This is a genomic window from Stieleria magnilauensis, from assembly GCA_007753675.1.
Classification (GTDB): domain Bacteria; phylum Planctomycetota; class Planctomycetia; order Pirellulales; family Pirellulaceae; genus Stieleria; species Stieleria magnilauensis.
In genome coordinates, this window is the sequence record CP036432.1 from 4,099,965 (window position 1) to 4,114,210 (window position 14,246).

Annotated in this window: 9 protein-coding genes; 5 read left to right on the forward strand and 4 right to left on the reverse strand. The window is 59.5% G+C overall.

Going from position 1 to position 14,246, the window contains the following annotated elements:
• The first annotated feature begins 119 nt into the window (after positions 1 to 119).
• Positions 120 to 3,287 (forward strand): CRTAC1 family protein, encoded by a 3,168-nt coding sequence (locus TBK1r_RS14475; RefSeq protein WP_419581354.1) that lies wholly within the window; start codon positions 120 to 122, stop codon positions 3,285 to 3,287.
• Positions 3,288 to 3,614: 327 nt separating this feature from the next.
• Here TBK1r_RS14475 and TBK1r_RS14480 read toward each other — a convergent pair whose 3' ends face one another.
• Together TBK1r_RS14480 and TBK1r_RS14485 are read right to left on the reverse strand one after the other, a co-directional pair.
• Complete coding sequence (locus TBK1r_RS14480; RefSeq protein ID WP_145211794.1) at positions 3,615 to 4,289, reverse strand: YceH family protein; 675 nt, start codon at positions 4,287 to 4,289, stop codon at positions 3,615 to 3,617.
• Positions 4,290 to 4,421: 132 nt separating this feature from the next.
• Complete coding sequence (locus TBK1r_RS14485) at positions 4,422 to 5,774, reverse strand: dihydroorotase (RefSeq protein ID WP_145211797.1); 1,353 nt, start codon at positions 5,772 to 5,774, stop codon at positions 4,422 to 4,424.
• 411 nt (positions 5,775 to 6,185) lie between these two features.
• Here TBK1r_RS14485 and TBK1r_RS14490 point away from each other — a divergent pair, with 411 nt between their 5' ends.
• The 4 genes from TBK1r_RS14490 to TBK1r_RS14505 are packed head-to-tail and all read left to right on the forward strand — an operon-like array spanning position 6,186 to position 9,402.
• The gene (locus TBK1r_RS14490) at positions 6,186 to 6,479 is read left to right on the forward strand and encodes a HupE/UreJ family protein (protein WP_145211800.1); all 294 of its coding nucleotides are present in this window, start codon (positions 6,186 to 6,188) and stop codon (positions 6,477 to 6,479) included.
• A 6-nt stretch (positions 6,480 to 6,485) separates the two neighbouring features.
• The gene (locus TBK1r_RS14495) at positions 6,486 to 6,734 is read left to right on the forward strand and encodes a HupE/UreJ family protein (protein ID WP_145211803.1); all 249 of its coding nucleotides are present in this window, start codon (positions 6,486 to 6,488) and stop codon (positions 6,732 to 6,734) included.
• A complete protein-coding gene (locus tag TBK1r_RS14500) occupies positions 6,704 to 7,927 on the forward strand; it encodes an aldose 1-epimerase family protein (protein ID WP_145211806.1) in 1,224 nt (407 codons plus the stop codon). Before TBK1r_RS14495 ends, TBK1r_RS14500 begins: the two co-directional genes overlap by 31 nt.
• Positions 7,924 to 9,402 (forward strand): sulfatase, encoded by a 1,479-nt coding sequence (locus TBK1r_RS14505; protein WP_145211809.1) that lies wholly within the window; start codon positions 7,924 to 7,926, stop codon positions 9,400 to 9,402. The genes TBK1r_RS14500 and TBK1r_RS14505 overlap by 4 nt, the downstream gene beginning before the upstream one ends.
• On the opposite strand, the gene TBK1r_RS14510 is transcribed toward TBK1r_RS14505, so the two are convergent.
• A complete protein-coding gene (locus tag TBK1r_RS14510) occupies positions 9,399 to 10,856 on the reverse strand; it encodes a DUF1501 domain-containing protein (RefSeq protein WP_145211812.1) in 1,458 nt (485 codons plus the stop codon). The two genes, TBK1r_RS14505 and TBK1r_RS14510, sit on opposite strands and share 4 nt — an antisense overlap.
• 2 nt (positions 10,857 to 10,858) lie before the next feature.
• Complete coding sequence (locus tag TBK1r_RS14515; RefSeq protein WP_145211815.1) at positions 10,859 to 14,002, reverse strand: DUF1553 domain-containing protein; 3,144 nt, start codon at positions 14,000 to 14,002, stop codon at positions 10,859 to 10,861.
• Between the last annotated feature and the right edge of the window lie 244 nt (positions 14,003 to 14,246).

The following is a 14,246-nucleotide window of genomic DNA, read 5'->3' on the forward strand; positions in this document are numbered from 1 at the left end:
CGAATACTTTCAGGGAAGAAATCATTTTGGGCGGAGTCGGTTATAACAAACCACGGAGATCCACAGCACCGATGCGGAAACGAAGCAAACAGAACGTCACGTCGAACCGAATCACCGCCATGTCGATCTCTACGCGGCCAGTCACACGATGGTTGCCCCAAGCCGTCGGCCGTCGCCCCACTTCTGTCCCACCCCGACGCAGAGCCCCATCGCTGCGTGGGCTCGTCTTGCTGCTGGTTGCCAGCTCGCTGATTTGGGGCTGCGATCGCTCACCGCCTGCCGGAGACCCGGGCGGTAATACCCCGCTGGAAAACACCGCCACGCCAGGTACCAAAACGCTGGCCAATCCAGTCGGTACGCTCAAGTTGTCGCTGCGGCGGCGACAGTGGGACCAGGCTTGGGAAGCGTCACAGATCATCCTCGCCCAAGCCGGTGTCGACCAAACCGCAGCGATCCAGGCAACCGATCCGGGACTGATGAAAATCGAGCCGGACACCTTGGCGCTGATCGCGCAGGCCGCCCACCAGAGCGGGCATCCCGATCAGGCGGCCAAATTCTTGCGTTCGGCGTGTCAATCCGAGTCGTTCGCCAACCCCAGTCGTGTCCGCCAGACCATGATCGCGATGATCGGGCTGGGACAATACCACGACGGGCTGGATTTTTTGGAACAGGCCCTCCTGGCTCAACCCGACCAGCACGAAACCCGCCGCTGGCTGTTCGATTTCTACATCGGCGCCGATGATCGCGTTTCGGCGCTGCGACACGGGCAAACCCTGGTGCTCGCCCGGCGGTTCGACATCGGGATGCTGAAGGACTTGAGCAATACTGAACGACGAACGCTCGACGCCGACCCGCTGGACCAGATGGTCACCCGCAACCCCGACGACAAGCGACCGCTGTTGGGGGCGGCGAAGTCAAAATTCGACGAGAGTAAATTCGACGAAGCGATCAAGTTGCTCCGCGAGATCGTCACCGATCACCCCAAACACCATCCCTCGCAAGCTTTCTTGGGCCAGGCCCTGGCTGCGTCTCGGCGGTTCGAGGAACTGGAAACCTGGGCCGCCGAGCAATCCGATGGGATTCAGGACTACCCGGCCTATTGGATTGCCCTGGGCGATTGGGCTCGGGCGAACGACGACGCTCCCGCGGCACTCCGGGCGTTTGCCCAAGCGGCCGTCTGTGGCGATCCCGAAGTCGTCCAGATCTGGACGCGGTTGGCGACCCTGCTGCCCGAGTTTGCCGCCCGAAACCCCGACTTCAACAAACAGATGGTCACGATCGTCAATGATCGAGCCCAACAGTTGACGCGATTTCACCAGTTGAAAGATCGCTTCACGCGGACCGGCGAAATCTCAAGGGCGATCGCGTTGGAGATTGCCCAGTCGCTGGAAAAACTCGGGCGGCTCTGGGAGGCCGAAGCCTGGTCGGCGATCGCGACCACCCTACCCGAAGACGACTCGGTTGACGTCGCCGGATTTCGCGACGAGCTGGTCCAACGTTTGAAACCGGGTACACCCTGGCGGGTGCCCGAGGCGCTGCCCGATTTCGACGTGCTGTTTGCTCGACTGCCACTGCCGAGCATCGAAAAGGTGGTTTCGACGAACGATCCGAGCGAACAAACGATCCGCCGCGACGACGCGGTCGCCGGTGAAGCCGCCGAAGAATCCGGCGTGGCGGTCGACTGGATAATCGCAGACGAAGCAGTGCAGCGCGGATTGACGTTTTGGGGGCGGACCAGCGAGACGCTCGACAAGCCGGGAATCATGCTCTACCAGACGCTCGGTTGTGGCGGCGGAACGATCGATTTTGATTTGGATGGCTGGAGCGATCTGTATCTGGTGGCCGCCGGTGGAACACCACCCGGACAAGATTCCGATGCCAACGAGCTGTTCCGAAACCTGGACGGACAATTCCGGCCCATCGGCGAAATCGCACAAACCGGCGACAAGGGATTCGGACAAGGCGTCGCGGTCGGAGATGTCAACGAAGACGGCTTTCCCGATCTGCTGGTGCTCAATTACGGCCCTAATCGTTTGTACGTCAACAATGGTGACGGAACCTTTCGGGATGCCAGTGACCAAATGCCAGCGGGCGACGCTGACGAATGGTCCTCCAGCGGCGCGATCGCGGATCTCGACCACGATGGCTTGGCGGATCTCGTCGTCGTCAACTACTGCGCCACGCTGGGCCCGGTCACACGAGGCTGTCCGATGGCCGGCTCCACGGTGATGCGATCCTGCTCCCCGATGTTGTTTCCAGCCATGCCGGATCGCTTTTTACGTTCCAGCGGCGACGGAACGTTTTCCGACACGACCGAAACCTGGGGCGCGATCACGGATTCGCCCGGGCGTGGACTGGGAATCATCGTCGGCGACTTGGATGGCCGGCTCGGCAATGAAGTGTTTGTCGCCAACGACATGACCAACAATCACTACTGGAGTCGCGTGGCGGGCGAATCGAACGACACCCAACTCGCCTTGTCTGAGTCGGCGATGCTGCGTGGAATCGGCGGCGACGACCGAGGGATCCCGCAAGGTTCGATGGGGATCGCCACCGGAGACTTTGACCGAGACGGCGACGTCGACTTGTACGTCACGAATTTCGACAAAGAATACAACACGCTGCACACGCAATCCTCTTCGGGCATCTGGCAAGATCGCACCGGACCGCTGGGACTGGTCGAGGCCACACGTCCTCTGGTCGCATTTGGCACCGAAGCGATCGACCTGGACAACAGCGGCGACGCGGAGATCGTCGTCACCAATGGGCACGTCGACCTGTTCTCGCGAGGCGACGAGAAAGCGATGTATGACCAGCCAATGCAGATCTTTCAACGATCCGCGACGGGCCGCTATCGCAGCGTGTCGGTCGGAACATTGGGGCCGTACTTCCAGAACAACCACGTCGGCCGCGGCTTGTGGACGATTGACGCCAACCGCGACGGACAAGTCGACTTCGTGGTCACGCACCAAACCGAACCGACGGCGCTGATGATCAATCGCACCGAGAACAGCGGCAACTGGATACGTCTGGACTTGAAAGGCCGCACGTCCTCCCGCGATGCGATCGGTAGCACCCTCCGCGTCGAAACCAGCCAGGGCACACACACCGGGTTCCTGGTCGCCGGTGACGGATATCAATGCAGTAACGAACGCATGCTGCACTTCGGTTTGGGCGACCTGGACGACGCGTCGGTGACCGTCTCGGTGACTTGGCCGACCGGAAAAACCGAGCAATTCACGCAGCTCCCCACACGAACACAAAACGTGATCGTCGAATCCAACTAACCAGTGGCGTAAGCTTCCAGCTTGCGATTCTCCTGCATCCTTGATGCTTCATTCCGAAGATTCATTCTGGACGAAGAACTCCAGGCCATTTTGCCGGGCTAATCATCGAAACATTCTACCCACGGATGGCAGCGCGAACCCACGGATTTTTGGCACCCTGTCATCCGTGGGTTCGCGCTGCCATCGGTGGGCTCAATGGTCCTTTCAACGCTCCGCAAGTTACAGACTGACACCGATTCTGCGCGACAAACGCAACCTTAGGTTCACTCTGGATGAAGCATGAAGGTAAAGGGGCGGGTCGGAAGCTGGGGCTTCCGGAGAGGCAAGCTAGGACTCGAGTTCTTTTAGGCGGGCTTCCAGGTCGTCGATTCGTTCGGTGACGGCGTCCAATCGCGCGATCAGCTGATCGATGACATTCTTGCTGGTGTCGGGGACCGCCGCCGACTTTGCCGCCTGCTTTTCGACACGGGCTTCTAAGTACTGGCGTTCTTGTGGCGGATAAAGTTTGTGGGCAAACGTTTGCCCGCGGCCGGGAGGCGTCAACGCTTCCACCAGATCCTTGTCGGCCAGCGATTTCAAAACGGTTTTGACCGAGTCGAGATCGGGCAGACTGCACATCCGCGACGCCCGGGTACGGATCTCACCGATCGTCTGCGGCCCGCGGAGCAGTAATTCGGTCAACACGGCGGCCTGCGGATTGTCCAGGTCCAACCAATCGTAGGCGGCATGACGATACTTGGTGACCCGTCCGCTGCCCTGGATCTCCCGCGCCGCCCCGACACCCCGCAACTCGTCCAGCGCCAACAGCACATCGTCTTCGTCGAGCTGCATTTGCGGAGAACGATTCGATTTTTGATTGCAACCGCTGATGATCGCCGCGGCGGACATCGGATAGTTGTCCGGAGTCGTTTTGGCTTTCTCCACCAACACACCCAGCACGCGGCGGGCATTGGCGGATAATGGCACAACCGGCTTGGCATCTTCGCCGTCGTTTTCAGACATGGATCACTGGAAGGGGAAGGGAAGGAGGGAAGTCAAACACGGCACGGACGATTCATCCGCACGCCCCGGCGCTGTGGTTTCGCGACCGAGGCCTGTAGTTTAACGCCCCGAAACGCCCTTCGTCAGTCGGTATCATTCGGTGCCGATTCCGTCTGCGGTCGCCCAGTAGCCGCCTCGGGAATGATCGAACCGCAGCTTGGCACCGCGAAACGATTCGTCAAACCCGTGGTCGGCATCGTAGACCTTGTGCCCGCCGACGAAGGTCGCGACCGGCCAGCCCGTCAACGTGACCGAGTCCCACGGCGACCATTTTGATTTGGTGTGTTGCTCGGCATCGCGAATCGTCTTTTGTTTGTGCAGGTCCACCAGCACCAGATCCGCATCGTATCCGTTTTCGATCCGTCCCTTGCCCACAATTCCCCAGACGCGCGCCGGGGCATCACACATCCACGACGCGACTTGGTTGATGGAGCATCGTCCCTGGGTGACTTGATCGAGCATCAACGCCAAACTGTTTTCGACGGCCGGTAATCCCGAGGGGCTGTTGGGGTACTGCGCCGCTTTTTCTTCCAGCGTGTGCGGGGCATGGTCGGTCGCGATGACCTGGATCGTCTGGTCCAGCAATGCCTGGAACAGTCGGCGATTGTCGTCGGCCGATTTGATCGAGGGATTCATTTGGATCCGAGTCCCCAAGCGGGGATAATCGTCGACATTGAAAAAGATGTGATGCAGGCAGACTTCGGCGGTGATGTACGGCGCGGGATCGGCCAGGATTTCCAGTTCGGCGGCGGTGGAGACATGCAAGACGTGAAAGCGATGTTTGTATCGGCGGGCCAAATCGGTCGCCCGCCGAGTCGCGATCACGGCGGCCTGGACGTCCCGGATGCGTGAATGGTCGGCCACATCGGTGGTACCGGCCAATCGAGCGGCATTGGCGCGAACCGTTTGTTCGTCTTCGCAGTGGGCGCAGATCGGCAGTGTTGTTTCGGCAAAGATCCGCTCCAACGCCTCCTGTTCATCGACCAACAAGTTGCCGGTGCTGCTGCCGATAAAGATTTTGATTCCCGGGACATCGGTCACCTTGGCCAACTCGGCGGAGTTGTCGGGGGTCGCTCCGATGTAAAAGCCATAATTGACCAATGACTTTTCCGCGCCGAGTTGCTCTTTGGCACGGACACCGTCCAGCGTCACCGCGGGCGGTTTGGTGTTGGGCATTTCCAAGAACGACGTGACGCCACCGGCGGCACAGGCATGGCTGGCGGTTGACAGGTCTTCTTTGTGCGTCAGTCCGGGTTCGCGAAAGTGAACCTGGTCATCGATCACGCCCGGCATCAAGTGCAATCCCGCACAATCGACCACGTTGTCGGCCGCAGCGTCGGCGGACGCCGCCACATCCAAGATTTTGCCGTCTTCGATCAGAACGGAACTCTCGGTGACCGTGTCGGCCAGCACAACGGATGCATTTCGAAACAGGGTGCGGGGCATCGAATCGTCCAATAAACGCGGCGGAAAAAGAGAGGGTCGCAGTCGCCCAATCAAGGCAGAATCATCCAGAAGGGCGACGGCTATTTCAACCATCACCCCCTGTCAATCGTATCGGTCGAAGCGTCTGACGCGAAGAGGCCGCCAGAGTTGGGCGACCTGCCAACCAGAGCACGGGAAAAATCCGGACTGCCGCCCCGAAGCGTGCCGGTATCGCGTTTCGATCGACTATCCTGGGCTGCGAGTCGGCGGTGTGCCGGACGGATCCCCTGGCATCCGTGTGACACGCCAGGCAATCGGGGGCCGGTTTTTCACCCAACATTCAGCCGACCCGACGAACCGCAACAAGGTTTCGGGCCGCGATGAAGCGATGCCCAATATGTTTACCAAACCCCCGTCGGTCCGATTCCGGATGTGATCACGATTCGCAACAGCCTGTTTGTGGAAGATGACTTTACCCACCGAAGCTTGGTCTGCATCGAACGAAACAAGAAAAGCGGTCAGGAGTTCGAAGGCGAGTTCACCGCGATGGTTTTCGGGACGCACAACCCGGTCCAAGAACTTGATTTGAACCACATCGACCTGTTGCTTCGCCCTCGCGATTTTGTTTGGCAGGGTGTATTGCACATCTGGATCGGGATCGACCACATCCTGTTTATCGTCGCATTGCTGTTGCCGGCGGTCTTGGTCCGCCAAGAAGGCAAGTAGGTTCCGGTGCCGAGTTTCAGGCAAGCGTTTTTGAACATCGTCAAGATCGTCACGCTGTTTACCGTCGCGCATTCGATCACGCTCAGCTTGGCCGCGCTCGGTGTGATCGACCTGCCTTCGCGATGGGTCGAATCACTGATCGCCTTGTCGATCGTGTTGGTGGCGATCAAGTCGATGCGTCGCGTAGGAATCCATATCTTTGCACTGTTTTTGGAGAGACTTTCATGGCGTGCTGCCGTTGTTTTACCATCCTGATCGCGTTGTGTTTCGGTTTGCCTGCTTCCTCGGTTCACGCCGACCAACGCTACGTCTTGACCAGCACCGAGCAGAACGTCCACCGTGACAGTTGGAAACTCAGCGGAGGCAATTGGTCGGTCGAAAAGAAGACGCTTCACGGTGGCAAGCAAGAAGGCGTGGACCTGATCACGATCGACAATGGCGTGCTGCAGATCGACGTGGTTCCCACGCGGGGGATGAGCGTCTACGAAGTCCGTTCGGGCGACATGCGTCTGGGCTGGGACTCGCCGGTCGAAGACATCGTGCATCCGTCGTTGATCGATTTGGAAAGCCGCGGCGGACTCGGCTGGCTAGAAGGATTCAACGAGTGGATGGTCCGTTGCGGCCTCGAGTTTGCCGGCCATCCGGGAACAGACGAATTCGAAGACGGCGCGGGCGGTACCACAACGAGGGATCTGACACTGCACGGAAAAATCGGAAACATCCCGGCCAGCGAAGTCGAAGTCATCATTGATTCGGCCGCGCCGCATCGCATCCGCGTCCGTGGCATCGTGTACGAAAAGTTCTTCTACGGACCGAAATTAAAATTGATCACCGAGATATCGGTCGTTCCCGGTCAAGACAGCTTTCGAATCGATGACACCGTCGAGAACTTGGGTGCCCAGGAACAGGAATTCCAAATCATCTATCACGCCAATTTTGGTGCCCCGTTGCTGGGCGCGGGCGCGACGGTGCATGCCGCGGTCAAGTCGCTGACGCCGATGGACGCCCACGCGGCCGAAAGCATCGACGGCTATGCGACCTATCTGCCGCCGACCGCCGGCTTTGTCGAACAAGTCTATCTGGTCGAGCCGCTGACCGACGAGCACAACCGAACCGGCGCCGTGCTGCAGAACGCAGCCGCTGACCGTGCGGCGTCGATGCATTGGTCGGCCGAACAATTGCCCTACCTGACGATCTGGAAAAACACCGCGGCCACCGAAGACGGCTACGTCACCGGCATCGAACCGGCGACGGGCTATCCCTATAACCGCAAGGTCGAACGTGCCGCCGGACGCGTCCCCAAATTGTCGCCGGGACAGAAACGGCAGTTCACACTGGACATCGGACTGCACCGCGGAAAAGACAACGTCAAAGCCGCCGTGGAGCAAATCCAATCGCTGCAGGGTGATCATCCAGTCGACGTCCAACGGGAACCGCCAAAATCATGAATCTTGTTCGCAACGTCTTGGACCATCGGTTCGCCACCGCACTGCTGCTGGCCATGCTCGCTTCGACGCTGGCAGCTGCGGATCAACGCCCCAACGTGATTCTGTTTCTCGCCGACGATCTCGGTTGGAACGGCGTCCGATCCTTCGGCAGCGATTTTCACGAAACCCCCAACGTCGATTCGTTGGCGGCACAGGGCGTCCGATTCACCGATGCCTATTCGGCGTGCACCGTCTGCTCGCCCAGTCGCGCGGCCATCATGACGGGAAAGTATCCCGCGCGTTTGCATCTGACCGATTTTATCGCGGGCCAAGCCGCCCCTTACGCCAAGTTGTCGATTCCCGACTGGACGAAGTACCTGCCGCACAGCGAGGTCACGGTCGCCGAAGCGTTGAAGGCGGGTGGATACAAGACCGCGCACGTCGGCAAATGGCATCTCAATCCCAAAGGCCGCGACGCGAATCGGTACCAACCGACCGACCATGGATTCGATGTCCAGGTCATGAAGCCGCCGGCCAAAGGGTACTTCTTGACGCGACCGGCGGGATCGTTTCAGAAAGGCGATTTCACGACCGACTACTTCGCCGATGAAGCGTCCAAGCTCATCGACCGATGGAAAAACGAACGGTTCTTTCTGTACTTTGCCTTCGATGTCCCCCACACGCCGATCCAGGGCAAACAGCAACTGGTCGACGCGTTTGCCGCGAAAGTTGATTCGAACGCCATCCATCACAATCCCACCTACGCCGCGATGGTGCGCAGCATGGATGATGCCATCGGAACCGTACTGGATGCATTGCAACGCAACGGCATTGAAGATGAGACCGTGGTCATCTTCACCAGCGACAACGGTGGGCTTTCACACAAGTTCCGTAAACCCACGGGGTTCACGGACAACGATCCGCTGCGACGCGGCAAAGGTTCCGCGTATGAAGGTGGCACGCGGGTGCCGATGGTCGTTCGCTGGCCGGGCGTGGCACCGGCAGGCAGCACTTGCCGGGAACCGGTCATCGGCAACGACTTGTACCCCACCGTATTGCAACTCGCATCGGTCAGCGGTGACGCCAGTCACAACGCAGACGTCGATGGCCGCAGCTTGGTGCCGCTGTTTCAAGACCCCCAGACGAGGTTGGACCGCGAGGCGATCTATTGGCACTATCCGCACTACCACGCCGGTGGATTCGCATTGCCTGGGGAACCGAACAACGGGCCGTACAGCCATGGCCCGTACAGCAATGGCCCGTACAGCGCGATCCGAGCTGGGAAATGGAAGTTGATCGAGTATTTGGAAGACGATCGTGTCGAGCTGTATGACCTGGAAAGCGACGTCGGTGAGTCCAACGATCTGGCGAGTCGAGAGCCCCGCAAAGCCGCCGAGTTGCGATCGCAGTTACAGGCCTGGAGACGTAGCGTCGACGCGCAATTGCCGCAGCCCAACCCGAATCACGACCCGGTCAAAGCGGAACCGAGGTCTTAGGTCAAGATCTGACGGACGACGTGAGCCGGTTCTTCGACTCCGGTCAGTCGTTGATCAAGCCCTTGGAACTTGAAGGTCAGCTTTTCGTGGTCGATGCCCAGCTGATGCAAAATCGTGGCGTTCATGTCACGGATGTGCACGCCGGTGTTGTTCAGGATGTTGTAGCTGTGGTCGTCGGTCATGCCGTATTCGAATCCACGCTTGATGCCGGCACCGGCCATCCAGATCGTGAAGCAGCGGCCATGGTGGTCGCGTCCGTGGTTGTCGGCCGTCAATTTGCCTTGCGAGTAAATCGTGCGTCCGAACTCGCCGCCCCAAACCACAAGTGTGTCGTCCAACATGCCTCGTTGCTTCAAGTCTTTGATCAGTGCCGCGGCGGGCTGATCGATGTCCTTGCATTGCTGTCGAAGTTTCGACGGCAGTGATCCGTGCTGATCCCAGCCGCGATGGAACAACTGGACATAGCGGACACCCTGCTGCACCATGCGACGGGCGAGCAGACAATTTCTGGCAAAGCTGCCGGGCTTTTGCACATCGTCGCCATACAGATCCAACACATGCTGGGGTTCTTGTTCGATCGCCATCAGATCCGGCACTTCGCTCTGCATGCGAAACGCCATTTCGTACTGCGAGATTCGGGCTTGCGTTTCCGGGTCGGCGAATTTGTCGTAGGCCACCTGATTGAGTTCGTTCAATCCGTCCAGCATGCTGCGTCGCGATTGGCGGTCGATCCCAGGCGGATTGTTCAGGTACAAGACCGGTTCACCACTGCTGCGCAGTTTGACGCCTTGGTGACGTGCCGGCAGGAACCCCGATCCCCACAAGCGGTCGTAAAGTGCCTGCAATTGGCCGCGCCCTCGCGAAATCATCACGATGTAGGCGGGCATGTTGTCGTTTTCGCTGCCCAGGCCGTAGCTGAGCCAGGAACCGAGCGCGGGCTTCCCTTGCTGTTGAACACCGGTGTTGATGTAGGTGATCGCCGGATCATGATTGACCGCTTCGGTGTGCATCGATTTGATGATGGTGATGTCATCGACGATGCCCGACGTGTACGGCAAGATGTCTTTGTTGACCCAAGTCCCGTGCTGGCCGAAGCGTTCGAAATTAAACATCGGCGCGACGCATGGGAAAGTCGATTGACCGCTGGTCATCCCGGTCAACCGTTGCCCCTGGCGAACCGACTCGGGAAGCTCCTGGCCATGAAACTTCCGCATCTCCGGTTTGTAGTCGAAGGTGTCGATATGGCTGGGGCCGCCGGCCATGAACAGATAGATGATCCGTTTGGCCTTGGGGGCAAAATTCGGGAATTGCGGCAATCCGGGGTTGGACGCCCCCGCGGCGGCGTTGGCGGTACCGATCAAATCTGGATTCAACAGGGTGCTCAGTGCCGTTGCCCCCAGCCCGTAACCGGTCCCGAGCAAAAACTTGCGGCGTTGTGTGGTCAGTGAGTCCATGGTTAGCCTCGGGTCAACGTTTCGTCTAAGTTCAAAATCATTTGTGCGATCACGGTCCAAGCGGCGTGCCGAATCGCATCGATCGATTCGTCGCGCGGCAACTCACCGACCGACAAGAATTGGTTGGCGGATTCAGGGTCGGCGGTGAAGCGTTCGTGCTGGTCGGCAAGGATGTCCAACAACACCGACGTCTCCCGTTCGCTTGCCGGTCGTGCGGTCGTCAGACGGTAGGCCAAATCGATTCGCTTGCGATCATCGGATTCGGACTGGATCAAACGCCGGGCGAGCGCTCGGGCCGCTTCGACGAACTGCGGGTCGTTGAGCGTCACCAGGGCTTGCAGCGGTGTGTTGGTTCGGGCCCGGGCGACGACGCATTTCTCACGCGATGGCGCGTCAAAGATCATCATGTTGGGCATCGGTGCACTGCGTTTCCAATACGTGTACATCGACTTGCGATACAGTTTCTCGCCCTTGTCTTGCGAATACCGCAGACCACCGTTCAGACTGACTTCGTTCCAGATATTCACCGGTTGATACGGTTTCACGCCGGGGCCACCGACCTGACGGGTCAGCAATCCGCCGACGGCCAACGCCTGGTCGCGAATCAATTCGCCCTGCAACCGAAATCGCGGGCTGCGGGCCAGCAACAGGTTCTCGGGGTCCTGTTCCGCGTGCACGGGTTCTCGACGCGAACTCTGGCGATAGGTTCGCGAGAGCACCAGTTGTCGCAGCATCCGCTTGACGTCCCAGCCCGACTCGACAAAATCGACGGCCAGCCAATCGAGCAACTGCGGGTGGGTGGGCGGCATGCCTTGGGCACCAAAGTCGCTGATCGTGCGGACCAGTCCATTGCCGAACAGCATCGTCCAATACCGGTTGACGGCCACGCGTGCGGTCAACGGATGATCCGGCGCGGTCAGCCAACGGGCCAATCCCAATCGGTTCGGCGGAGCGTCTTCGGCCAGCGGTGGCAGAGCCGCCGGGACGCCTGGTGAAACCGGTGTGTCCTTTTTAGGCGAATCGTATTGACCGCGGTCAAGGACGAACGTCATCCGCATTTTGTCTGCGGGGTTGTCCGACATGATCATCGACGTCGTCTTCTTCGCCGCCAGATCGGCGTGCTGTTTCGCAGTCGCGGCGAGCGACTTGCGGAGCGATTGGAAATCCGCGTCTTGGCTGAAATAGACGTTTCGCAGGGCCGCCCACTGGGCTTCACTTCGCTCTTCGGCGGCGGTCGCCAAGATTCCGCCGACCACGTCGTCCTTGGCCAGCGGCACTTCGGACTCGCTCAATGCAAACGAGTAAATCCGGATGTCGTCGACTTCACCCTTCCAATTGGCGCCGTTGCTGCGGCTGCCGATTTTGAAGGGCACATCGGTTTGCAGCGTGCCGGCCAGACTGTCGGCTTCGACTTGATTGGCCGACAGTTTTCCGTCGATGTAAATTTTCACGCCGGCGGCTTTCTGGCTGCCGTCGTAAGTGATCACGACGTGCTGCCAGGTGTCGGTTTTCAGCGCGTCCTTGGAGACGACTTTGACGGCATTGTCGGACCAGGAATGAATGATGTGGGTGCCGACGTTCGTCCCTTGGATCCACATGTCATAGCCGCGATAGTTGTCGGCGACATCCATGCGTGAAAAGACAGCGCCGCCGGACTTGCCGTCGAATTTGATCCAGGCGGCCATCGTGAACGGCTGATCTGATTCCAGCTGCGGCGGATTCTCCGAACAGGCGAACTGAGTTTGCCCGTTCAACTTCAGCGCTTTGCTGCCCTCTCGATCGCTCGTCTGAAACTTTCCTTGCTCCAGAACCGCGACCGCGCCGGTGGTTTCATTCTTTAATTGCGAACCATCGGGCTCGTCGAGCGGAAACCAATGCGCGATGCCGGACAGTTTCTTGGTCGATGGATCATCGCTGGCGTACTTGGCGGTTTCCTGTTCCGCCCAGGCGACGAATTGGGGGTCGGCCTGGCGTTGGTGGGATTCCAGCTGTTTCTTCTTCGAATCAATCTCCGCCTGCAATTCCGCCAAGCGAGCTTGATGCCGTTCGTCATAGACGTCGACGACGGGCGACTGATTTCCCTGGCGTGTTTGCATGCCGGGATCGGCCGTGTTGTTGAAGTACGCGTAGAATTGGTAGTACTCGGCCTGAGAGATCGGATCGTATTTGTGATCGTGGCACTGGGCGCATTCCATCGTCAATGCCATCCAGACGGTGGAAGTGGTTTGGACGCGATCGACGACGTACTCGACACGCAGCTCCTCGGCAAATGCCCCGCCTTCGTCACTGGTCGCATGATTCCGATTGAAACCCGATGCCACCTTTTGATCGACCGTCGCGTCGGGAATCAGGTCGCCGGCGAGCTGCTCGATCGTGAATTGGTCGAACGGCATGTTGGCGTTGTAGGCGTTGATCACCCAATCACGCCACGGCCACATGTCGCGCGGGCCGTCGGCGTGCATCACGCTGGTGTCGCCGTAGCGTGCCGCGTCTAACCAGGCCAACGTCATGCGTTCGCCGTAATCCTCCGATGCCAACAATCGATCGACGAGTGCTTCGTAGGCCAAGTCGATTCCCAGCGAATCCGCATCGGCCAGAAACTGCTCGACTTGCTCAGGCGTCGGCGCCATGCCGGTCAAATCCAGCGACACGCGGCGGATCAACGTTCGCAAGTCGGCCGGCGGCGAAAACGTCAGCCCGCGCTCGTGCAGTCGTCGGCCGATGAAATGGTCCACCGGATTGGCCGCGTCGACACCGGGGGCTTTCCGGGGCGGGACGAAGGCCCAGTGTTCTTGATACGTCGCGCCCTGGGCGACCCATTGCTTGAGCAGATTGCGCTGCGTGTCGGTCAATCGTTTGTTCGAATCCGGCGGCGGCATCAGCGAGTCCGCGTCTTCAGAGAACACCCGCGCGATCACTTCGCTGTCCTCCGGCTGGCCGGCAACCAGCATCCCTGAATCGATCGCGGACTGACGAACATCCAATCGCAAATCGGCTTCGCGGGTCGATTCGGAGGGTCCGTGACAGAGGAAACAATTGTCCGAAAGGATCGGCCGGATGTCGCGATTGAAATCAATCTCGGCGGCGGACACGCCGCCGATGCAGACGAGCAGCAGGATCGGGACGATGGAGAACGGATTCTTCATGGCAGGAACGGGCGGAGGGAGATTTCAATCTCGGGGCGGGAGCCAGATGAGCTGGTCGGGAGCCAGATGAGATTGAAAATCGGACGAAGGGAGGCGTGGGGGCTGGGAGCGGATTATCGCACAAAACAGATGGCTTCGCATGGGGAAATGTGCGGGATCGCCAGACGGTGACGATGATGTGGATCTGGTGAATCTGGCAAATTCAGCTTGACGAACCACCGCACTCTTTGGATCGTAGGAGTCT

Bases quoted from the DNA above. Each gene is read 5' to 3' on its own strand.
- TBK1r_RS14500 (WP_145211806.1), top strand. From the start codon at position 6,704: ATGGCGTGCTGCCGTTGTTTTACCATCCTGATCGCGTTGTGTTTCGGT.
- TBK1r_RS14480 (WP_145211794.1), bottom strand. From the start codon at position 4,289: ATGTCTGAAAACGACGGCGAAGATGCCAAGCCGGTTGTGCCATTATCC.
- TBK1r_RS14505 (WP_145211809.1), top strand. From the start codon at position 7,924: ATGAATCTTGTTCGCAACGTCTTGGACCATCGGTTCGCCACCGCACTG.
- TBK1r_RS14475 (WP_419581354.1), top strand. From the start codon at position 120: ATGTCGATCTCTACGCGGCCAGTCACACGATGGTTGCCCCAAGCCGTC.
- TBK1r_RS14510 (WP_145211812.1), bottom strand. From the start codon at position 10,856: ATGGACTCACTGACCACACAACGCCGCAAGTTTTTGCTCGGGACCGGT.
- TBK1r_RS14515 (WP_145211815.1), bottom strand. From the start codon at position 14,002: ATGAAGAATCCGTTCTCCATCGTCCCGATCCTGCTGCTCGTCTGCATC.
- TBK1r_RS14485 (WP_145211797.1), bottom strand. From the start codon at position 5,774: ATGCCCCGCACCCTGTTTCGAAATGCATCCGTTGTGCTGGCCGACACG.